This window comes from Streptomyces sp. Tu 3180, assembly GCF_009852415.1.
GTDB lineage: Bacteria > Actinomycetota > Actinomycetes > Streptomycetales > Streptomycetaceae > Streptomyces.
In genome coordinates this window covers 1101403-1122318 of record NZ_WOXS01000002.1, presented here as the reverse complement: position 1 = coordinate 1122318, position 20916 = coordinate 1101403, and the positions used below count along the sequence as shown (strand labels likewise).

Annotated in this window: 16 protein-coding genes and 3 pseudogenes; 6 read left to right on the top strand and 13 right to left on the bottom strand. The window is 73.1% G+C overall.

What is annotated here, in order from left to right; all coding sequences use genetic code 11:
- Positions 1–17: 17 nt before the first annotated feature.
- Entirely contained in the window at positions 18–2207 is a 2190-nt protein-coding gene (helR, locus tag GL259_RS05960) for an RNA polymerase recycling motor ATPase HelR (RefSeq protein WP_159529864.1), read from the bottom strand.
- Between the two features lie 69 nt (positions 2208–2276).
- Positions 2277–3506 carry a glycosyltransferase gene (locus GL259_RS05955; RefSeq protein WP_208026600.1) on the bottom strand — a complete coding sequence of 410 codons (1230 nt, stop codon included), beginning with the start codon at positions 3504–3506 and terminating at the stop codon, positions 2277–2279.
- Positions 3507–3781: 275 nt separating this feature from the next.
- On the opposite strand from GL259_RS05955, the gene GL259_RS05950 reads away from it, so the two are divergent.
- Entirely contained in the window at positions 3782–4000 is a 219-nt protein-coding gene (locus GL259_RS05950) for an EF-hand domain-containing protein (RefSeq protein WP_159529860.1), read from the top strand.
- Between the two features lie 177 nt (positions 4001–4177).
- Here the strand turns inward: GL259_RS05950 and GL259_RS05945 are convergent, their stop codons facing one another.
- Positions 4178–5602, bottom strand: coding sequence for a Gfo/Idh/MocA family oxidoreductase (locus GL259_RS05945; RefSeq protein WP_159529858.1), 1425 nt, complete (start codon positions 5600–5602; stop codon positions 4178–4180).
- Between the two features lie 342 nt (positions 5603–5944).
- Here GL259_RS05945 and GL259_RS05940 point away from each other — a divergent pair, with 342 nt between their 5' ends.
- On the top strand, positions 5945–7003 hold the full coding sequence (locus tag GL259_RS05940; protein WP_159529856.1) for a right-handed parallel beta-helix repeat-containing protein: 1059 nt from the start codon (positions 5945–5947) through the stop codon (positions 7001–7003).
- Between the two features lie 47 nt (positions 7004–7050).
- On the top strand, positions 7051–8079 hold the full coding sequence (locus GL259_RS05935; protein WP_159529854.1) for a methyltransferase: 1029 nt from the start codon (positions 7051–7053) through the stop codon (positions 8077–8079).
- 87 nt (positions 8080–8166) lie between these two features.
- Here GL259_RS05935 and GL259_RS05930 read toward each other — a convergent pair whose 3' ends face one another.
- From GL259_RS05930 to GL259_RS05900, 7 genes and pseudogenes are all read right to left on the bottom strand, one after another.
- The gene (locus tag GL259_RS05930; RefSeq protein ID WP_159529852.1) at positions 8167–8502 is read right to left on the bottom strand and encodes a TcmI family type II polyketide cyclase; all 336 of its coding nucleotides are present in this window, start codon (positions 8500–8502) and stop codon (positions 8167–8169) included.
- Positions 8503–8530: 28 nt separating this feature from the next.
- Positions 8531–9013, bottom strand: a complete 483-nt coding sequence (locus GL259_RS05925) for an SRPBCC family protein (protein ID WP_159529850.1) — start codon at positions 9011–9013, stop codon at positions 8531–8533.
- Between the two features lie 2 nt (positions 9014–9015).
- A pseudogene (locus tag GL259_RS05920) lies at positions 9016–9275 on the bottom strand (acyl carrier protein).
- A gap of 25 nt (positions 9276–9300) precedes the next feature.
- The gene (locus tag GL259_RS05915; protein ID WP_159529848.1) at positions 9301–10548 is read right to left on the bottom strand and encodes a ketosynthase chain-length factor; all 1248 of its coding nucleotides are present in this window, start codon (positions 10546–10548) and stop codon (positions 9301–9303) included.
- Positions 10545–11813, bottom strand: a complete 1269-nt coding sequence (locus tag GL259_RS05910) for a beta-ketoacyl-[acyl-carrier-protein] synthase family protein (protein WP_159529846.1) — start codon at positions 11811–11813, stop codon at positions 10545–10547. The genes GL259_RS05915 and GL259_RS05910 overlap by 4 nt, the downstream gene beginning before the upstream one ends.
- Positions 11810–12277, bottom strand: coding sequence for a cupin domain-containing protein (locus tag GL259_RS05905; protein ID WP_159529844.1), 468 nt, complete (start codon positions 12275–12277; stop codon positions 11810–11812). Before GL259_RS05905 ends, GL259_RS05910 begins: the two co-directional genes overlap by 4 nt.
- A gap of 70 nt (positions 12278–12347) precedes the next feature.
- Positions 12348–13472 carry a SchA/CurD-like domain-containing protein gene (locus GL259_RS05900; RefSeq protein ID WP_159529842.1) on the bottom strand — a complete coding sequence of 375 codons (1125 nt, stop codon included), beginning with the start codon at positions 13470–13472 and terminating at the stop codon, positions 12348–12350.
- 232 nt (positions 13473–13704) lie between these two features.
- Here GL259_RS05900 and GL259_RS05895 point away from each other — a divergent pair.
- Positions 13705–15446 (top strand): annotated as a pseudogene (locus GL259_RS05895) (FAD-dependent monooxygenase).
- 24 nt (positions 15447–15470) lie between these two features.
- On the opposite strand, the gene GL259_RS05890 reads toward GL259_RS05895, so the two are convergent.
- Both GL259_RS05890 and GL259_RS05885 read right to left on the bottom strand, forming a co-directional pair.
- Positions 15471–16439, bottom strand: a complete 969-nt coding sequence (locus GL259_RS05890; RefSeq protein WP_159529840.1) for a hypothetical protein — start codon at positions 16437–16439, stop codon at positions 15471–15473.
- A gap of 161 nt (positions 16440–16600) precedes the next feature.
- Positions 16601–18046: a glyceraldehyde-3-phosphate dehydrogenase gene (locus tag GL259_RS05885; RefSeq protein ID WP_159529838.1), complete on the bottom strand. Its 1446-nt coding sequence runs from the start codon at positions 18044–18046 to the stop codon at positions 16601–16603.
- 488 nt (positions 18047–18534) lie between these two features.
- On the opposite strand from GL259_RS05885, the gene GL259_RS05880 reads away from it, so the two are divergent.
- Both GL259_RS05880 and GL259_RS05875 read left to right on the top strand, forming a co-directional pair.
- The gene (locus GL259_RS05880) at positions 18535–19713 is read left to right on the top strand and encodes a Cmx/CmrA family chloramphenicol efflux MFS transporter (protein ID WP_159529836.1); all 1179 of its coding nucleotides are present in this window, start codon (positions 18535–18537) and stop codon (positions 19711–19713) included.
- Between the two features lie 277 nt (positions 19714–19990).
- Positions 19991–20395 carry an SseB family protein gene (locus GL259_RS05875; protein ID WP_159529834.1) on the top strand — a complete coding sequence of 135 codons (405 nt, stop codon included), beginning with the start codon at positions 19991–19993 and terminating at the stop codon, positions 20393–20395.
- 35 nt (positions 20396–20430) lie between these two features.
- Here GL259_RS05875 and GL259_RS05870 read toward each other — a convergent pair.
- Positions 20431–20819: pseudogene (locus GL259_RS05870) on the bottom strand (MarR family transcriptional regulator).
- Positions 20820–20916: the final 97 nt, after the last annotated feature.

The following is a 20916-nucleotide window of genomic DNA, read 5'->3' as shown; positions in this document are numbered from 1 at the left end:
GGGTCCGCCGGCCGGCCTCAGGGGCTGGTGAGGACGACGAGCTGCCGGGTCGCCCGGGTCATCGCGACATAGCGGTCGACCGCTCCTGCGACGCCCTCGCCGAACGTCTCCGGATCGACGAGGACGACCAGGTCGAACTCGAGTCCCTTCGACAGTTCCGGGGTCAGCGATCGGACGCGTGGCCTCTCCCGGAACGCGGGACCGCCGATGACGCAGGCGATCCCGTCGGCATGCGCGGCGAGCCAGGTGCCGAGGACCGAGTCCAGATCCGCGACGGACCCGTGGACGACGGGAACGCCGCCGCTGCGGATCGAGGTCGGCACGTTGGCGTCCGGGAGCACGGCCCGGACGACCGGCTCGGCTTCCGCCATGATCTCTTCCGGCGTCCGGTAGTTGATGCTCAGGGAGGTCAGCTCGATCCGGTCGAAACCGACCCGCTCGAGCCGTTCCCGCCACGACTCCGTGAACCCGTGCCGGGCCTGGGCGCGGTCCCCGACGACGGTGAAGCTCCGGGACGGGCACCGCAGCAGCAGCATCTGCCACCCCGCGTCGGTCAGTTCCTGGGCCTCGTCCACGACGACGTGGGCGAACGGGCCGGCGAGCAGGTCCGGATCGGCGGCGGGCAGTTCGGACTCGTCGGCCAGGCTGACCCGGGCGTCCTCGCCGCGCAGCATCGTCACCAGGCCCTCGCCCTCGTCACCGTCGGCGCCGGAGTCGGCCGCGGCCTCGATCAGGTCGTCGACCACCTGCGCCATGCGCTCGCGCTGGGCGGCCATGACGGCCTCGTGCCGACGCCTGCGCCGGGCCGACTCCGGGTCGCCGAGCCGCTGCCGGGCCGCGTCCAGGAACGGCAGGTCGGACACCGTCCAGGCACGGGGGTCCGCGCGCTGCAGCCTGCGCACCTCGTCGGGGCCGAGCCAGGGAGCGCACATCCGCAGGTAGGCGGGGACCGACCACAGGTCTGCGACCAGGTCGGCCGCTTCGAGCAGCGGCCACGCGCGGTGGAAGGCCGTGACCAGCTCCCTGTTCCGCGACAGCGACTCACGGAGCAGACCGGCAGGTACGTCGCCGTCCCGCGCCGCGGCCTCGTCGTCGTGCCGGTCCATCAGGATCGTGAGCAGCTCCTCCCAGACCTGCTCGCGCGCCTCGTTGTGCGGCGTACCGGGTTCCGCCGCCCCGAACGCCGCAGCCCAGTCGTCGGGGCCCAGCCGGATGTCGCACCAGGGGGTCGTGACCGTCACCTCCTCGGCGGGCGGCTCCTCGTAGAACCTGACGGCCGTCTCGATCGCCTTCACCAGGTCCGCGGACGACTTCAGGCGGGCCACGTCCGGGTCGGCCTCGGTCCCCGCCGCGGCCCCCTCGGCGACGAGGTCACGCAGGACGCAGGTCTGCACGCCCTCCTCCCCGAGGCTCGGGAGGACGTCGGAGACGTAGGCCAGGTAGGGCCGGTGCGGACCGACGAACAGCACGCCGCCCCGGCGGTGACCGAGGCGGGGGTCGGAGTGGAGGAGGTAGGCGGCGCGGTGCAGGGCGACGACGGTCTTCCCGGTGCCCGGGCCGCCGTCGACGACGAGGGCGCCGCGGGATCCCGCGCGGATGACGGAGTCCTGGTCGGCCTGGATGGTGCCGAGCACGTCCCGCATCCGCGGCGACCGGCCGGCGCCCAGGCCGGCGATGAAGGCGGACTGGGCGTCGAGCGCGGCGTGCCCGACCAGGCCGTCCGAGGTGAACGGTTCGTCCCAGTAGTCGCTGATCCGGCCGTCGGTCCAGCGGTACCTGCGGCGGCTCGCCAGACCCATCGGGTGGGCGTGGGTGGCTCCGAAGAACGGCTCGGCCGCGGGGGAGCGCCAGTCGACCAGCAGCCGGCGGCCCGTGCTGTCCGTGAGGCCGAGCCGTCCGATGTACACGGGCTCGGGGTCGTCCGCGCCGACCGTGCGTCCCAGGCACAGGTCCAGGCCGAAGCGGCGCAGCGTGCGCAGCCGGGCGGTCAGCCGGTGGATCTCGAGGTCCCGGTCCATCGCCTGCCGGCCCAGGCCGCCGGGCGCCCTGCGCGCGGCGTCGAGGCGGCCGGACACCTCGGCGATCGACCGCTCGAGGCACTCCGCGACGGCCGCGAAGTGCTGCTCGTCACCGGCGATCAGCGCCGGGTCGGCCTTGGGGGAGAGGTGGTCGGGAAGGTCGAAGACGCTGGTGGTCGAGGGGTTCACGTCATTGGCTCCGATGTGAGGCCGCGCGGTCGGGGCGCGCGGCGGCCCGGTTCACTGATCCCGCGTGGTTCACGCGGTCACCGACGGCCCGTGTCCGCCGGTCGCGTCGGTCAGCAGCCGCGCGGCCACCGCCGCCCCGTCGGTGCGGACCGCGGCGGCCACGGCGGCCGCCCGGGCGCGGGTCCCGGGGGCCAGGGCCGTACCGAGCGCGGCCGACAGGGACGCGACGGTCGGGACCGGGCCGTCGTGCGCCGCGCCGATGCCCAGCCCGGCCACGCGGCCGGCCCAGTACGGCTGGTCCGCGGCCTGGGCCACCACCACCTGGGGCGCGCCGGCCCGGGCGGCCGTCGTGGTGGTGCCCGCGCCGCCGTGGTGCACGACGGCGGCCACCCGGCCGAACAGCGCCCGGTGGTCGGCCTCGCCGACGACGAAGCAGTCGTCCCGGTCGTCGACCGGGGCCAGGCCGGCCCAGCCGCGGGAGAGGAGGACGCGGCGGCCCTGCGCGCGGACCGCCTCGACGGCCACCCGGCCGATGTCGCGCGAGGCGTGCAGGGGCATGCTGCCGAAGCCCACGTACACCGGCGGCGGGCCGGCGTCCAGGAAGGCCTCCACCTCGGCCGGCAGCGGCCGTTCGCCGGGCGGGAACCACGCGCCGGTCTGCACGACGTCGAGGTCCCGCGTCCTTCGCCACGGGTCCAGGAACGGATCCGTCGCCAGCCACGGCCGGTCGCCGACGACGTAGCCGCGGACGTCGTCCACCGGTGGCAGGCCGATCGCCGCCCGGTTCGTGTCGAGCGCCTCGCCGAACAGCGCGTTCACGTTCCGGGCGTCCAGGTCCCACAGCGCCCGGTTGTCACTCACTCCCGGCGGCAACGGCCGGCCCGGATACGCCAGGGGAGGGCGGTGCGGTGACGGAAGGGTGAGCTGCTGGAAGGTCACGGACACGGCGGGGACGCCCAGTTTCTCCGCCACCGAGAGCGCGCCGGCCGCCGCCGGCAGCATGCCGGTCGCCACCAGCGCGTCGCATCCCTCCGCCGCCGCGGTGACCGCGTCGAACTGATCGGCGATCAGCTCGGCCGCGCGCCGGGGCAGGGACGAGGGCGCCGGCGCCTCGGTCGTCAGCGCGCGCGCCGACCGGCCGACCGGCACCAGCGGCACGCCGGCACCGGCCAGCCGCTGCGCGAAGTCGTCGTCGGGCGGTGCGCACACCCGCGCCTGCGCGCCGAGTTCCCGCAGGCGCACCGCGAGTCCCACCAGCGGTTCGACGTCCCCGCGCGACCCGTACGTCGATAGCAGCACACGCACTGAGCGGCCCCCGTTTTCGTGGATTTCGGTCAAGGCCGGCCATTCTGCGGGAGGACCGGGGCCTTGCCGCAAGCCCCCCGGTGCGCTATACGTTGAGAGTGGCAAGGAGAGGGTCGTCCCTCCTTGCCTTCGTTTTTCTGTGCTTGCCGTCCGCAGGGGGCGGGCGAGCTCCTCGCGAGGCGCCGCGGCAGGGCGTACGGTGACCGCGTCGCCGCGGACCGGGCGGATAGTGTGGCCCCGTCAGCGAAGATCACAGAAGGACGGAGCACATGGCGGACATCATCGAGGCGGCGGCGCGCAAGGTCTTCGAGCGCTACGACGTGGACGGGGACGGCCTGGTCACCGCGGACGAGTACCGGGAGGCCGTGGCCGAGCTGGAGGGCTCCGAGATCACCGCGTCGCAGGCCCGGGAGCTGATAGACGCGCTCGACACCGACGGTGACGGCCGGATGTCCTTCGAGGAGTTCTGGGCGGCCATGAACCGTTGACGCCACCGGCCCGGCCCGGCACGCGGGTGCGCCGGGCCGGGCCGCGGGGACGGACACCGGCCCCGGCCGGTCCCCGGTTCCCGAGCGGGCGGACCGGTGGCCGGGCAGCCGCCGGGACCCGGCGGTCCCGTGCCCGCGAGGTCCGGGCGACGGCGGCCCGGGGGCTCCCGGCCACGTTCAGCCGACGGGCGGCATCCCGGTGGGGCGCGAGTCGAGTCCGGGCCGCCGCGCGTCGGCCCAGGCGCCCCGGGTGAAGTCGGGGACCTCGACCGGGCGGCCCTTCCTGGCCAGGGACGCCGCGCTCAGCGGGATCGCCGCGCACCAGGCCGCCGAGTCGTAGACGTCGATGTCGGGCACCAGCCCGGCGCGCATCAGCTGGACCGTGCGCCACTGCAGGACGTAGTCCATGCCGCCGTGGCCGCCGTTGTTGGCGGCGTCGTCGCCGACCTTCCGCCACAGCCAGTGGTCGAACTCCTTGCGGTAGGCGTCGAAGTCGCGCCACGCGTGGCCGCCGTGGTCCGGTTCGAGGTAGACGCGCGCACCGGTCGGGGCGGGCCCCGCGTAGTCCTCGACGATCCCGCGGCTGCCGGCGAGGGTGTTGATCCGGCTGTACGGCCGGGGCGAACTCACGTCGTGCTCGGCCCGGATGACCCGCCCCTTCTCCGTCTCGATCAGACAGGTGATCAGGTCACCGTTGACGTACGTCTCCTTCCAGGACGGGTGGTCCCGGGGGACGAAGCGCTCGCGGTAGTCGGCCAGTCCCCTCGGGGCGGTCGCGGTGGCGCGCAGCGTGGTCATCCGGTCGCCGCGGTTGACGTCCATGGCCGCCGCGATCGGGGCCAGCCCGTGCATGGGGTAGAGGGAGGCGGTGCTGCGGGTGTGCCACAGCCGCCGCCAGGAGTCGGTGTAGTAGGTGTCGGAGAAGAGCAGTTCGCGCAGGTCGTGCAGATAGCCGCCGTGGCCGTCGGTGATGTCTCCGAACAGACCGGCGTGCGCCATCCTGAGCATGGCCAGTTCGTTGCGGCCGTAGCTGCAGTTCTCCGCGAGGAGCAGGTGCCTGCGGGTGCGCTCGGAGGTGTCGACGAGGTCCCACAGCTCGCGCAGTTCGGTCGCGACGGGGAGCTCCACCACGGCGTGCCGGCCGCTCAGCAGCGCCGCCCTGCCGTGCTCGTGGTGGAACTCCCACGGAGTGGCGACGTACACCAGGTCGATGTCGTCGCGCTCGAGCATCCGGACGTAGGAGTCGGCGGAGCCGCCGTACTCGGCGGGGCGCGGCTCGCCCTTGCCCGCCAGCCGGTCGGCGGCGCGTCTCGCCCGGTCGGCGCGGATGTCGCAGACGGCGGTCACGGTGCAGCCGGGCACGGCCGCCCAGCCCGTGACCATGCCACCGCCCCGGTTGCCCAGGCCGATCACGCCGACGCGGACGGTTCTGTGGACGTCGAACGGCACGCCGGTCATCGGCTTCTGCCCGGGTCTGCGGCGGGGCGCCTGCCCGGACGCGGCCGACGCGGCCGGGGCGGCGGTCATCCCGGCCGCGAGGGCGCCGGTGGCGACGGCTCCGCCCAGGAGCAGCCGGCGGGAGACAGCGGGGTTTTCGGACATGACGGCAACACTCCTCGATGGGGTGGCTTGCATCACTGCCGGTGCACTGTCGGGACTGCGGGGACTGTCGGGGCATGACTCTGCGGGTTCGGCGCATGCATGTCAATATGTGCTCGATAGGAGGCACTTCCGAGCAGGATCGAGCATCCGTGGATGCCGTCACGGTGCGATCACGGTGTCCGCCGGCCGGTCCGGCCGGCGGACGGTGCCGTGCCACCCCGCCCGCCCCGACGCGGACGCGCTCCGCCCCCGCGCGACGGCCACCACCCCGCGCCCCCGTGCCCCTGCCCACCTGGGTGATCACCGGTGGCGGGGCGCAATCCCCGCTCATAGCTTCGGCACATGACCAGACGACACATCGCGTACCTCGCGTGCGCCGCCGCCGTGGCCGCGGGACTGGGCGCCGCCCCTCCGGCCGACACCCCGACCGTGCACCGCGTGCAGCCCGGGGAATCGATCCAGAAAGCCGTGGACGCCGCGGAGCCGGGGGACACCGTCCTCCTCTCGCCCGGCACCTACAAGGAGAGCGTCGACATCACCGTGCCGAGGCTGACCCTGCGCGGCCACGGCGCCCACCGCACCGTCCTGGTGCCCGGCCCGGACTCCGCCAAGGGCGCCTGCGCCGAGGCGGGCAACGGCATCTGCGTGACCGGCACCGACAAGAAGCCCGTCGAGCGCGTCACCGTGAGCGCGCTGACGCTGCGGGGCTTCCGGAAGAACGGGCTGTGGGCCACCGGGACCGACCGGCTGAAGGTCCAGCAGGTGACCGCCGAGAAGAACGGCCAGTGGGGCATCGCCGAGGAACGCTCCGTCCGCAGCGTGCTCAGCCACAACGTGGTCGAGAAGAACGGCGACGCCGGACTGTTCGTGGCCAACACCGTCGACACCGAGGAAGGCGCCCGGGACGCCGGGAAGACGGTGATCCGGTACAACCGGACGGCCGGCAACCGGGTCGGCGTCACCGTGCGGCGGCTGCGGAACCTGACCGTCGACCGCAACGAGGCCACCGGCAACTGCGCCGCCGTGTTCGTGGTGGGCGACGAGACCGAGCCGCGGACCGGCGACCTGAGCGTGACGCGCAACCACATCCACGCCAACAACAAGTACTGCCCCAAGACGCCGCGGCTGCCCTTCCTGCAGGGCTCGGGCATCGTCCTCACCGGCGCCGAGGAGACGCTGGTGGCCTGGAACCTGGTCCAGGGCAACAAGGGCACGTCCCCGCTGTCCGGCGGCATCGTGCTCTTCAAGAGCCTGGTCGGCGTCCCCGGCGAGCGCAACGCGGTCCGCGACAACCTGGTGACGGGCAACGGCCCGGCCGACCTGGTCGACCGGGACACCACCGGGACCAACACGTTCAGCCGCAACACCTGCACGCTCTCCGAACCCGCCGGAATGTGCTGACCGGCCCGCCCCCCACAGACCGCACGACAGCAGAAGCGAGGCAACGGATGACGACCGTTGATCCGGCTCCCCCGCCGCCCATGCGGCTGCGGGAGCTCGTCTTCGGGGCGGCGTGCGCCGCCGCCGTACGCGCGGCCGTCCGCCTGGGCGTGGCGGACGCGCTGGGCGACACCCCCATGACCGTGGACGACCTGGCGGCGGCGGTGAAGACCCAGCCGCACACCCTGCGGCGGCTGCTGCGCGCGCTGGCCTGCCAGGGTGTCTTCGCCGAGAACCCCGACGACACGTTCGAGCACACCGAGACGTCCCGGCTGCTGCGCGAGGACGACCCGCACAGCCTGCGGTACATCGCCCTGTGGTGCACCGAGCCGTGGACCTGGAACGTCTGGCCGCTGCTCGACGAGGCCGTGCGCTCCGGCCGCAGCGTCTTCGAGGACGTGTACGAGCGGGAGTTCTTCGAGTACCTCAACGAGGCGGCCCCCGAGTCCGCGCACGTGTTCAACCGGGCCATGACGACGTCCAGCGAGCAGTCGGCGCGCGACGTCGCCCGGCTGCTCGACCTCGGCGACGCCTCCTCGGTGGTGGACATCGGGGGCGGCCAGGGGCACGTCCTGGCCAGCCTCCTGGAGAAGCACCCCCACCTCCACGGCACCCTGCTCGACCTGCCGGGCGTCGTCGAGAACGCCGATCCGCGGCTGTGCGAGGGCGGTGCGCTCGCCGACCGCGCCGAGGTCGTGGCCGGGGACTGCCGTGAGTCCATTCCCGTCCGGGCGGACGTGTACGTCATCAAGAACGTCCTGGAGTGGGACGACGACAGCACCCGCAGGGCCCTGGCCAACGTCCGCCGGGCGGCGCGGCCCGGGGCCCGGGTCGTCGTCATCGAGAACCTGGTGGACGACACCCCGTCGATGCGGTTCACCACCGCCATGGACCTGCTGCTGCTCCTCAACGTCGGCGGTGCGAAGCACACCCGGCAGAGCATGACCGACCGCCTGACCGACGCGGGCCTGGAGATCCACGAGGTCCAGCCGGTCAACGCCTATCTCCACGCCTTCGAGTGCACCGTCCCCGGCTGAACCGCCCGCGCGACCCGACCCCGAGGCCGCCGGCTCCGCGTCAGACGCGGGACCGGCGGCCTCGGGGTCGGTTCACCGAGCCGGCGCTCAGGAGCCGGCGCCGCGCTCCCAGCGGTAGAAGCACTGCGCCATGGCGTCCTTCGGGCTGCGCCAGGTGGCGGGGTCGTACGCGCTGACGTACGCCTCCAGCCGCTGGCTGATGCCGCGGAACTCGGGGTGCGAGGCCACCTTCGCGATGGCGGGCGCCGGGTCCTGCTCGGCCTCGATGAGGTGCAGGTACACGTCGTCGCCGAACTGGAAGAGGCTGCGCCGGCTGACGCCGATCAGGTGGGGGAGTTCACCGCGGTCGGAGGCGGCGAACACCTCGGCGATCTTCGGAGCCGAACCGGGCTTCATCCGGGCGACGATGAGGGCGTGGTGCATCGGGTGCGTCCTTCCTCTGGTCCGGCGCTCAGCGGGAGGACGCGACGGACGCGCCCTCGCGCTCGCGGGCGGCCTGCTCGATCCGGTCCCGGATGAGGGCCATCTGCGTACGGGAGTTGCGGTTGATGTTGTCCGTCATCCACGCGTCGTCGACCGGGGCGTCGGGCTTCATCGCGAAGTCCTGGACCCAGCGCATCTGGACGCCGCCCGGCAGCTCCGCGTACTCCCACAGGATGTCCATGTGGGCGAAGGGACCCGTCTCGACGCGGCGGGCGCGGACGGTCCGCGCCCGGCGGTCCGGGGTGCGCTCCGAGACCCAGCTCCACACCTTCCCGTTCTCGTCGGGGTGCATGGTCAGCCGGAACGTCGTGGTGTCGCCCTCGCGGGAGAGCACCTCGACCGAGGCGTACTCGCTGAACAGGTTCGGCCAGTTCTCGAGGTCGTTGGTCATCTCCCAGACGAGGTCGAAGGGAGCGTCGATGGTGATGCTGTTCTCGGTGTGTCCGGCCACTTTCAGGCTCCAGCCGTGAGGGTGCTGTTGACGAGGTCCAGGAACTCCCGGGGCGTCCTGCAGCGCTCCGAGTCGGGGGAAGCGACCGGCCGTACCGGTTCTCCAGCTCGCCGACGATGCCGAGCAGGCCGAGCGAGTCGAGTCCGAAGGAGTCGAAGGGGGACTGCGCGGACTGCTTGAGCTCCTGGGGGTCGACGGTGATGCCGGCCGCCTTCTTCATCAGGGCGGCCAGTTCGTCGAAGGTCACTTCGGTGGTGATCATGGGGACTGCTCCTTCCCTGCCCGTCCTACCGGGCGGATTGGCCACCGCGGCGCACGACCAGCGCCGCGTTGGAGCCCATCAGTCCTCGGCTGAGGACGAGGGCGGTGCGCAGCTCGGCGGGGCGAGCGCGCGACGTCACCAGGTCGAGGTCGTGGCAGACGTCGGACACGTTGGGCGTGGGCGGCACCTGACCGTGTTCCATGGCGAGCACGGCGGCCACCGTGTCCAGCACGGGCGCCGCGCAGTGGGCGCGCCCGATGCCGGTCTTGGGCGCGGTGACGGGCACCCGGGTGCCGTGCGCGCCCAGGGCGTCGGCGATCGCCAGCGCCTCGGCGCGGTCCGCCTCCGGGACGCCCAGGGCGTCCGCGAACACGACGTCGACCTCCTCCGGGGCGCAGCCCGCCTCGTCGAGGGCGCCGCGGATCGCGCGGGCGAGGCCCTCCCGGGACTCCTCCCAGCGGGAGGCCCCGGTGAAGGTGGCGGCGTGCCCGGCCACGGTGGCCCGGACCTGCACCCCGCGCTCCCGGGCCCGGTCCTCGTCCTCGACGACGAGCAGGGCGCCGCCCTCGGCGGGCACGAAACCGCAGGCCTGCGAGGTGAACGGGCGGTAGGCGCGCTCGGGGTCGTCGACGGTGCTGAGCTCGGGGTAGCCGAGCTGGCACACCATCGAGTACGGGGCGAGGGGCGCCTCCGCGGCGCCCACGACCATCGTGCCGGTGCCGCGCCGCACCGCGCGGGCCGCGTGCGCGAGGGAGTCGAGACCGCCGGCCTCGTCGCTCGCCACCACCCCGCACGGCCCCTTGAAGCCGCCGCGGATGGAGATCTGGCCGGTGCTCGCCGCGTAGAACCAGGCGATGGACTGGTACGGGCCGACGAACTTCGAGCCCTGTCCCCACAGCTTCTGCAGCTCGCGCTGGCCGAACTCGCCGCCGCCCGAACCGGCGGCGGTCACCACGCCGACGGAGAACGGCTCCGAAGGATCACCGCCGCCGAGGCCCGCGTCGTCGAGGGCGAGGGCGGCCGCGGCCATCGCGAAGTGGCTGAACCGGTCGGTCTGGACCAGGAACCTCTCCTCGACGAGGGCCGCCGCGTCGAATCCCCGGACCTCGCCCGCGACGCGGAGCGGCAGGTGGTCGCAGCCCTCGCGGGTGATCCGGTCCAGTACGGGGACGCCTTCGCTGACGGACTTCCAGTAGGCGTCGGTCCGCAGTCCGTTGGGCGCGATCACACCCATGCCGGTGACGGCCGCGCCCGGGGAGCGCTGATTGCTCATCGTGTCCTCCCGCCCGGCCCGGTCAGCAGCACCGCGGACTGGAAACCGCCGAAACCGCTGCCGACGGAGAGCACGTTGTTCAGCTTCCGCGGGCGGGCGGTGCGCGGCACGTAGTCCAGGTCGCACTCCGGGTCGGGGGTCTCGTAGTTCGCCGTCGGCGGCACGACCTGGTGCCGCAGCGCGAGGACGCAGGCGACCACCTCGATGGCGCCGATCGCGCCCAGCGAGTGCCCCACCATCGACTTGATGGAGCTCATGGGCGTGTCGTAGGCGTGCGCGCCCAGGGACCGCTTCACCGCGGCCGTCTCGTGCCGGTCGTTCTGCCGGGTGCCGGAGCCGTGCGCGTTGACGTAGTCGATCAGCGTGGGATCGATCCGGGCCTGGTCGAGCGTGGTGTCGATCGCCCGGGCCATCTCCAGTCCCTCACTGGTCAGACCGGTCATGTGGTAGGCGTTGCCGTAGGTGGCGTAGCCGCCGATCTCGCAGAGGATCTCCGCGCCGCGGGCCCGGGCGTGCTCGTACTCCTCCAGGACGAGCACCGCCGCGCCCTCGCCCATCACGAAGCCGTCGCGGCGGGCGTCGAACGGCCGGGAGGCGTGCTCGGGGTCGTCGTTGTTGGACGAGGTCGCCTTGATGGCGTCGAAGCACGCCATCGTGATCGGTGAGATCGGCGAGTCCGACGCCCCCGCTATGCAGACGTCGGCCCGGCCCTCGGCGATGGTGTGGAAGGCGTAGCCGACCGCGTCGAGCCCGGAGGTGCAGCCGGTGGAGACCGTCTGCACCGGGCCCCGGGCGCCGAACTGCTCGGCGACGACCGAGGCGAGCGTGCTCGGCTGGAACGCCAGGTGGAGCTTCGGCTCGGCCGCCCGGTGGTCCACGTCCCAGCGCTTGCCGTGCTCGCTGACCAGGACGTAGTCGTGCTCCAGACGGGTGGTGCCGCCGACCGCGCTGCCCAGGGAGACGGCGGTGCGCCACGGGTCCCGGGCCTCGACGTCGAGCCCGGCCTCGCGGACGGCCTCCCGGGCGGCGACCACGGCGAACTGGACGTACCGGTCCGCGTGCTGGCACAGGTCCACGTCCAGGCCGTGCTCGTAGGGGTCGAAGTCGCACTCGGCGGCTATGCGCGAGCGCAGTCCCGCCGGATCGAACAGGGAGATGCCGCGCGTCGCGGTACGGCCGGCCGCGAGGAGGTCCCAGAAGGCCGGCGCACCGATGCCGCCGGGAGCGACCACACCCGTACCGGTGACGGCCACTCGCCGGGTCATTTTATGGCCCCACTGGGCTCGGACGGCCGGCCGTGCTCCGGTCCGCCGACCGTCAACTGCGGCCCGGACGCCGCTTCTTCGTTCTCCTCCGTGTCGACGTGACCGAGGCTCGGATGCGGGGCGAGCGGACCCAGGTGGAAGACCATGCGGGCCTCCTGGTCGCCGACGTTGCGGAAGCGGTGCCGCATGTCGACCGGGATCATCAGCCCCTGGTCGGACCGGAGCGCGAACGGCTCGCCGTCCAGGTCCACCTCGAGCGCACCGCTGACGACGTACACGAACTCCTCGGAGTACGGGTGGTAGTGCTCGCCGATGCGCTCGCCGGGCTGGATGATGGCCAGGCCCATGAAACCGCTGGTGGATCCCACGGTGGCCGGCGTGAGCAGGGTCCTGAGGTCACCTCCGCGCCTTCGGTTGGGTTCCGTCTCGCTCAGGTCCACGATGCGTGGATGCTGTTTGGACATGGTTGATACCTCCGGATGGGAGCGGTGACGTCCGGGCGGACACGGCCGCGGACGTCACCACGGTCGGCCGTCAGGAATCCGCCGAGATGCGGTCGGTGACGGGCATCATGTCGGCGTGCGCCAGGAGCCGGTGCAGGGTGCGCTCCGAGTCCAGGGAGCCCTCGACGCCGATGGCGGCGCCGTCCAGGAGACGCTCCAGCTCGGCCGCCTTGCCCGGGCCCTTGATGCCGAGGGCGGCGGCGGGGTCGCGATCGAGCTCGCCGGTGACGTCGATCATGCGGGTCACGACGTCGTCGCGCTGGAAGACGGTGCTCGCGTACACCGGGGAGTCCGGGTCGTTCGCCGCGGCCTCGTCCTGCCGGGCGAGGAACCGGGCCAGCTCCAGGCCCCGGCCCGCCAGGGCCGGGTAGTACAGCATGTGCCGCCGCAGGCCGGCGGGTTCCGGGCGGCCTGCCATCACGTGCTGCATGGCCGGGAGCGCCGCCCGGGTGAAGAACACTCGCGCGGAGTCGTAGTCGGACAGGTCCCGGTCCTGCTCCAGATGGGGGTTGATGGCCTCCTCCACCGCCTGGACCTCGGGCTGGCCGGCCACGTGGCACAGCGTGGCCAGCAGGTCGCCCTCCACCTCCACGGCCCGCACGACGCGGTTGCCGTGCATGAAGAGCGAGGTGCGGTGCAATCGCGTGATGTCGTTGATCCGCGTCTCGGGGGCGTCGTAGTTGGCCAGGATGTCCACGACCTTGGACTCGGATCCCGGCTTGACGGTGAAGGTGAGGGCGTGGCGGGTCACACTGGCGCCCACGCGGGCCACCTTCTGGAGGCCCGCCTCCGCGGCCTCGGGGGTGAGCGGCCGTTCCGGGTGGGTCTCGTGCAGGACGCTGTAGCGCATCGACCGGGTGTCCCGGACGCAGCTGTGCATCGGCCTGACGATCTGGATGTGCTCCTCGCTGTTCACCCACGCGAGGAACGGCAGGGCGCTCTCCCACTCGCTGGTGATCAGCCACTGCGAGGGGTTCTCGATCGACTGGCACAGTTGGTCACTGATGTGACCGGGTACGGACGCGACCTTGTTGCGCATGTGCTCGTACGCCTCGAGGAACTGCTCCTGGGCGCCCTCGTGCAGGTCGAGCAGCAGGATCACCCGCAGCCTCGAGCCGTCGAACGCCGACTGCGATATACGTGCCGACATGGTCATCCGGCGCACCTCTCCTCTTCTTCGGAAGGTCAGGAACGACCGCCGTGTCCGAAGGGCCGGGGTCGCCATGAGTCGATCGTTGACGGGACTTTCCGGAGTGCGCGAGCGACACGGGGCAGGTGGGTGAACCCCGTGTCATACGGGTGCCGCCCCGACGCGAACCGGCCCGCACCGGGCATGAAAAGTGCGTCCCTTTCCACAGCCCGTCGAGGGCGACGCTGGAGGCGTTTCAATGAATCGATCGGATACGGCCGGCCGGGCGGACCACCGCACGCCGGTCCTCATCGTCGGCGGCTCTCTGGTGGGCCTGTCCATGTCCCTGTTCCTGGGGCGCCTCGGCGTGCCGCACACGCTCGTCGAACGCCACGCGGGCACCTCGATCCATCCGCGCGGCCGGGGGAACAACGTGCGCACCATGGAGCTGTTCCGGACGGCCGGCCTCGAGCAGCGCATCGGCCGGGCCGCGTCGGTCCTCGCGGACAACCACGGCATCCTGCAGACCCCGAGCCTGGTGGGCGACGAGGGGGAGTGGCTGCTCCAGGAGATCGACCCCGGCGGCGGGATCGCCCGCTTCAGCCCCAGCGGGTGGTGCCTGTGCAGCCAGAACGACCTGGAGCCGGTGCTCCTCGAGGGGGCCCGCGAGCTCGGCGGGGACCTGCGCTTCGGGACGGAGATGATGTCCTTCGAGCAGGACGCCGAGGGGGTGACGGCGCTGGTCAAGAGCCGGGAGACCGGTGAGCACACCAGGATCCGGGCGGACTACCTCGTCGCCGCCGACGGCCCGCGCAGCCCCGTCCGCGAGTCGCTGGGCATCGGGCAGAAGGGCCCGGGCGACCTGTTCCACAACGTGAGCCTCACGTTCACCTCCCGCGACCTCGCCGGCGTCGTCGGGGACCGGCGGTTCATCGTCTGCTACCTGACCAACCCGGACGCCGACGGAGCCCTGCTGCCGGTCGACAACCGGGAGCAGTGGGTGTTCCACGCCCCCTGGCACCCCGAACACGGCGAGACCCTCGAGGAGTTCACCGACGAACGGTGCGTCGCCCACATCCGCGGGGCCGTCGGCGTGCCGGACCTCGACGTGAAGATCACCGGCCGGGCCGCCTGGCACGCCGCCGAGCGGGTCGCCGAGCGGTACGCCGACGGCCGGGTGTTCCTGGCCGGCGACTCGGCCCACGAGATGTCGCCCACGGGGGCGTTCGGCTCCAACACCGGTATCCAGGACGCCCACAACCTCGCCTGGAAGCTGGCCGCCGTGCTCGGCGGCTGGGCCGCGCCCGGACTGCTGGAGTCCTACGACGCCGAACGGCGGCCCGTCGCGGAGGCGACCAGCGCCCGCGCCTCCTCCCGGTCGAGCGAACACAGCCACCCCGGGTACACCCCGCCCCCGGGGCCCCCGCCCTCGGCGCTCCCGCGCCCGGCGGTCCCGGTGGTCCCGGCGGTCCCGGTGGTCCCGGAGCCGGCGGCCCCGGCGGTCCCGGCGGTCCCGGGATGAAGCCGGGCGGCATCCTCAACGTGGCGCTGTGCTACCGCTACCCGCGCGGCGCGGTCCTGGGCACCGACCCGGCGACGCCGGTCATCCCCGACGGGGTGATGCTGACCGGTGAACCCGGCAGCCGCGCCCCGCACGTGTGGCTGGACCGCGCCGGCACCCGGATCTCCACGCTCGACCTGTACGAGCGGTCGTGCGTGCTGCTGAGCTCCGCGGACAGCGCCTGCGACTGGCACACCGCGGCGGCGAAGGTCGCGGGCGACCTGTCCGTACCGCTCGACGCGTACCGGGTGGGCGAGGGCCCCGACGCGGAACTGACCCCCGAGGACGGCGCAGACTGGGCCCGGGCGCACGGGATCACCGCGGACGGCGCGGTGCTGGTCCGTCCCGACGGCTTCGTCGCCTGGCGCTCCGAAGGGGCCGTGCCGAACCCGTCGGCGGTGCTGCGGGAGGCCGTGGCCGCCGTCCTGGCGCTGAACTGACGGGGGAGCGGCGGCCGGTGGGCGTCACGCTCCGCCGACGCCGCCCTGCCGTCCCCGCTCCGCCTTGGCCTGGTGCTGCTCGAACCGCTGGATCGCGGGTCCGTCGGCGTTCCACGGCCAGGGCGTGACCATGCCCTGCAGCGTCTGGAACACGTGGTGCGCCTCGGCGGCGCGTCCGGCCGCGCACAGCGCGTACGCCAGCACGTTCAGATCGGCCGGCGCCGCCGCGTGCTGGAAGAAGCCCGGCTTCGCCCACAGCGCGGCGGCCTGGTCCAGCGCGGCCGCGACCTGGCCGCCGTCCCACAGCTGACCGGCCGTCATGGCGCGGACGCCGCCCTGCGCCACCAGCCCCTGGTACTGCCGGACGGCCGCGGTCAGTTCGACCGCGGCGCACGGAGCGTTGGCCGGGATGCGGGTGCGCACCACGTCGACGAAGTCGAGGACGGCCGCGCTCGAACCGCCCTCCTCCGGTGACAGGTAGGCGAGCATCTGCAGGTACGCCTCGCGGTGCCAGCGGTCGCGTCCGGTCGCCTCCCGCCAGATGGCGTTGACCTCGTTCTGCGCGTACCGCTCGACCCGCGCCACGCCGAGCAGGACCACCCACGGCAGCGGGTCCTCCGGTCTCAGCTCGGCGGCGCGACGGCACTGGGAGATCACCTGCCCGGCGTCCTCGAGCCGTCCGTCCCGCAGACCGCGCGCCAGGCAGGTCCACGCGTGCAGCACCAGGGCGTCGGCGTGCTCCGGCTCCCGGGCCAGCCAGGCGGCCGCGATCCCCGTGTCGGCCGTCGCCTCGGCCAGCACGGACGCCCGATGGGCGCGGCGGTCCCAGTCGTCCCCGGCCTCCTCCAGCGCCGAGGAGACGAGCGCCACGTCCTGGGCCCGGCCGCCCCCGCTCCGCTTGCTCAACCGCCCCAGTACGCGCGCCAGCCCGGCGTCGTCGAGTTCCGGGGCGATACGGGGACGTCTGCTGGTGCGACTGCTGAAGAGGGGCATGTCCGAAGACTAGGAACCACGGGCGGCCGGGCAACCCGTTGAAGACGATCGTTACCGATCCGCCCCTTACCGGCCGGTCGCCCGGCCCGCCGCCGCGCACGACGGGGCGGGGCCGGGCGTCCCGCCCCGGCCCCGCCTTCGTGTCCCCCTGTGTCCCCGGATCAGACCGCCGGGGCCGGGTACGTCGGGTACTCCACTCCGGAGACGTGCTGCACGACGCGGACGACCTGGCAGGAGTAGCCGAACTCGTTGTCGTACCAGAGGTAGAGGATCGCGTTGTCGCCCTCGACCTTCAGGGCGCCGGCGTCGACGATCGAGGCGTGGCGCGAGCCGATGAAGTCGCTGGAGACCGCGTCGGGGGCGCTGATGAAGTCGATCTGGCGCTTCAGCGGCGAGGTCAGCGACACGTTGCGGAGGTAGTCGAGGACCTCCTGGCGGTCGGTCGCCCGGCCCAGCCGGAGGTTGAGGATCGCGATCGAGACGTCCGGCACGGGGACCCGGATCGAGCTGCCGGTGATCGTCGCCTTGAGGTCGGGCAGCGCCTTGGCGACGGCCGAGGCGGCACCGGTCTCGGTGATCACCATGTTGAGCGGCGCCGAACGGCCGCGGCGCTCGGACTTGTGGTAGTTGTCCAGCAGGTTCTGGTCGTTGGTGAACGAGTGGACGGTCTCCACGTGGCCGCTCAGCACGCCGTACTCGTCCGCCATCGCCTTCAGCGGCGGGACGATCGCGTTGGTGGTGCAGGACGCGCAGGACAGGACCCGCTCGTCCGGCTTCAGGGTGTCGTGGTTGACGCCGTGCACGATGTTGGGCACGTCGCCCTTGCCGGGCGCGGTCAGCACCACCTTGTCGATGCCCGGACGCAGGTGCTGCGAGAGGCCCTCGCGGTCGCGCCACTTGCCGGTGTTGTCGATGAGGATGGCGTTCTTGATGCCGTACGCCGTGTAGTCGATCTCCGTCGGGTCGCCCGCGTAGATCACCTTGACGGTGTTGCCGTTGGCGACGATCGTGCTGTTCGCCTCGTCGACGGTGATCGTGCCCTGGAACTGGCCGTGCACGGAGTCGCGGCGCAGCAGCGAGGCCCGCTTGACGATGTCCTGGGCGCCGCCCTGGCGGACCACGATGGCGCGCAGCCTGAGGCCGTTGCCGGAGCCGGCCTTCTCGATGAGCAGGCGGGCGAGGAGCCGGCCGATGCGGCCGAAGCCGTAGAGGACGACGTCGCGCGGCTCACGCCGGTCGATCTTGTTGGCGCCGGTGGCGCCGGCGACGGCCTCGGCGGTGAACTCCGCGACCGACAGGCCCCGGTCGTCGGCGCGGTAGGTCGCGGCGAGCATGCCGATGTCGATCTGGGACGGCCCGAGATCGAGCGTGGTGAGCGCCTGCAGGAAGGGCAGCGTCTCGGTGACCGAGAGCTCCTCGCCGGCGATCTGCCGGGCGAAGCGGTGGGTCTTGAGGATGCTGACCACCGACTTGTTCACCAAGGAGCGGCTGTGCAGCAGGACGGTGACGTCCCGCTCGCGGTGCAGCTTCCCGATGATCGGGATCATCGACTCCGCGATCTCCTCGCGGTGCTTCCAGTTGGTGAACGAGTCTTCGTTGACAGTCACAGGATCATCTTTCGAGCTAGACGGCGCTCATATGATAGCCACGGTGTCGGCGGGGTTCGGAGGGGGTGCCGTTCCGGCCGTGCGGACCCCCGCACCCCCGGGTGGCCACGACCGCGACACCCCCGGAAGCAGGCGGGCCGCAGGTGACGGGCACCGCGCGTTCCCCCGACGGCTCGCCGCCATCGGCGCGCGGCACGTGTTCGCGGCCCCGGGAGCCCCGGCTGTTGCGGGACATGACGCGGTGACACGGGCCGGCGCCCGGCGACACCGAGGTGCCTCGACGGGCGCCGGTCCGGTAGCGTGCGGGCCATGTCGAGTCCTGAGTCGGACGATGCGGGGGCCTCCGGTCACGCCGTCGGCCCCCTGAACCACTGAGTTCGCAGTCCTGTCGTCGCGCCGCGTTCCGCGGCGGGACGGCGTGTGCCTCCGGGGCCGGCCGCGGTGACGAGATGACCTTCTCGTGCTTCTCCTCACCTCGGAGCCACTCGATGCCCCTCCCCTTGTACCTCCTCGCCCTGGCCGCCTTCGCCATGGGCACCTCGGAGTTCATGCTCGCCGGCCTCCTGCCGGACATCGCCTCGGATCTCGGCGTCACCGTCGCGACGGCAGGCGTTCTCACCTCGGCCTTCGCGATCGGCATGGCCGTCGGCGCCCCCCTCGTGGCCGCGCTCGCCCGTGACTGGCCCAGGCGCCCCTGTCTTCTCGGTTTCGTCCTCGCCTTCGCGGCGGCTCACGTCACGGGCGCCGTCACCACGAGCTTCCCGGTCATGTTCGCCACCCGGGTCGTCGCCGCGCTCGCGAACGCCGGCTTCCTCGCCGTCGCCCTGACGGCTGCCGCCGCGCTGGTCCCGCCCGACAGGAAGGGACGCGCCCTGGCCGTGCTGCTGTCGGGCACGACGGTGGCCACGATCGCCGGTGTCCCCGGTGGGGCGGTGCTCGGCACGTCGCTCGGCTGGCGGGCCGTGTTCTGGGCGGTCGCCGCCCTCTGCCTGCCCGCCGCTCTCGGCATCCTGAAGGGGATTCCAGCGGGACGCGTGAAGCAGGAGGCAACGGGCGGGCCGGCCCTGCGGGCGGAACTCGCCCAGCTCACGAGGCGGCGGCTGATCCTGGCGATGCTGCTCGGCGCGCTGGTGAACGCGGCGACGTTCGCGAGCTTCACCTTCCTCGCCCCCGTGGTGACCGGTACCGCCGGGCTGGGCGAGTGGTGGGTCTCCGTGGTCCTGGTGCTCTTCGGTGCCGGTTCCTTCATCGGCGTCACCGTCGCCGGCCGGCTGTCCGACCGGCGTCCCGGTCCGGTCCTCGCGGTCGGCGGTCCGCTGCTGGCCGCCGGCTGGCCGGCCCTGGCGGTGCTGGCCGACGAGCCGGCCGCCCTGCTCGTCCTCGCGTTCGTGCAGGGCGCGCTGTCGTTCGCGCTGGGCAGCACCCTGATCACGCGGGTCCTCCACGAGGCCGCGGGCGCCCCCACCATGGCCGGCGCGTACGCGACGGCGGCGCTCAACGTCGGCGCCGCCGTCGGCCCCCTCCTCGCCGCGACCACCCTCGGCGCCGGGCTCGGGAACCTCGGGCCGTTGTGGGCGAGCGGCCTGCTCGTCGCGCTCGCGCTGCTCCTCGCGTTCCCCCTGCGCACCGCGGTCGCGGCCGGCCGGAGCACCGAGGTGCTCCGGTGAGGCGTGCGGACGCTCCCGGGACATCGACGGACGGCGTACGACGGCCGCCGCCCGACTCCGGCGGGCGCCTCGCCCCCGCCCGTTCCGTGCCGCCCGCCGAACCCGCCGGAGCCCGGCGCGCCCGCCACGCGCGGTGGACCTCCACCCGTCCGCTGCCCCGGAACACCCCGGGGCCCGCAGGATTGTGCCCCGTGCGATCGGGTACGCGTCCAGCACCGTGCTGGGGCGGATCTTGTCCCGGGCGGGCCGCACGACCGCCGCTACCAGGGAATCTGTCATGGAAACACCCGCGCACGAGAACAACGTCCCCACACTCGCCCAGCGGGCGCTGGACGCCCTCGTGGAGAACACCGAGGACACGGCGGCGCTGGACGCCCTCGCGAACAGCGACGTCCTGATCCCGGTCCCCGACGACACCGGTGACGAGGAGGCGGCCGACCCGGGCGCGGTGGCGCTTCCGGTGCTGGAGCAGCCGGGCGGTACGCAGGTGGTGCCCGTGTTCACCTCCGAACTGGAGATGGCCGGGCTGCTGCCGTTCGTGTCCCGCTACCGCCTGGTCCCGCTCGGCGCGCTCGCCGCGCAGTGGCCGGCCGAGGACCTGTCCCTCACCATCGACGGCAGCTCCGAGCACCGTCTGACGCTCACCTCGGAGGGAGTGCGCACCCTGCTGGCCCGGCCGTAGCCCGGCGGAACCCCGAGGACCGACGACCTGTACGCCTACTCGCCCAGCGCACGGGCCAGGGCGGCGCGCTGCACCGGCAGCACCTCGGCGTGCAGGTCACGGCCCTTCTGCGTGAGCGCCACGTACACGCCGCGCCGGTCCTCCACGCACACGCTGCGCTCGACCAGGCCGTCCTTCTCCAGCCGGGCGATGAGGCGGGACAGCGCGCTCTGGCTGAGGTGGACCCGGCCCACCAGGTTCTGCACCCGGCACTGCTCGCCCCCCGGGGCAGCGCGGTCGCGAGCAGGTCGAGCACCTCGAAGTCGGAGGCGCCGAGACCGTGCGGGTGCAGCGCGCGGTCGATCTCGCCCAGGGTGCGCGCGTGCACCGCGAGGATGTCCCGCCACCGCTCCTCGAGCCCGGCCCCGGCCGTGTTCGCTGCCATACTCGAACGGTAACACTCGTTTGATATTCAATGAACGTGCGACGACGGTGCAGCGGCACGGCCGTCGAGGAGCGTCGGCGCAGGTCAGACGGGTGGT

Coding starts and splice junctions, on each gene's coding strand:
- GL259_RS05905 (WP_159529844.1), bottom strand. CDS start 12,277: ATGTCCAAACAGCATCCACGCATCGTGGACCTGAGCGAGACGGAACCC.
- GL259_RS05915 (WP_159529848.1), bottom strand. CDS start 10,548: ATGAGCAATCAGCGCTCCCCGGGCGCGGCCGTCACCGGCATGGGTGTG.
- GL259_RS05940 (WP_159529856.1), top strand. CDS start 5,945: ATGACCAGACGACACATCGCGTACCTCGCGTGCGCCGCCGCCGTGGCC.
- GL259_RS05950 (WP_159529860.1), top strand. CDS start 3,782: ATGGCGGACATCATCGAGGCGGCGGCGCGCAAGGTCTTCGAGCGCTAC.
- GL259_RS05875 (WP_159529834.1), top strand. CDS start 19,991: ATGGAAACACCCGCGCACGAGAACAACGTCCCCACACTCGCCCAGCGG.
- GL259_RS05930 (WP_159529852.1), bottom strand. CDS start 8,502: ATGCACCACGCCCTCATCGTCGCCCGGATGAAGCCCGGTTCGGCTCCG.
- GL259_RS05900 (WP_159529842.1), bottom strand. CDS start 13,472: ATGACCATGTCGGCACGTATATCGCAGTCGGCGTTCGACGGCTCGAGG.
- GL259_RS05890 (WP_159529840.1), bottom strand. CDS start 16,439: ATGCCCCTCTTCAGCAGTCGCACCAGCAGACGTCCCCGTATCGCCCCG.
- GL259_RS05910 (WP_159529846.1), bottom strand. CDS start 11,813: ATGACCCGGCGAGTGGCCGTCACCGGTACGGGTGTGGTCGCTCCCGGC.
- GL259_RS05935 (WP_159529854.1), top strand. CDS start 7,051: ATGACGACCGTTGATCCGGCTCCCCCGCCGCCCATGCGGCTGCGGGAG.
- GL259_RS05945 (WP_159529858.1), bottom strand. CDS start 5,602: ATGTCCGAAAACCCCGCTGTCTCCCGCCGGCTGCTCCTGGGCGGAGCC.
- GL259_RS05880 (WP_159529836.1), top strand. CDS start 18,535: ATGCCCCTCCCCTTGTACCTCCTCGCCCTGGCCGCCTTCGCCATGGGC.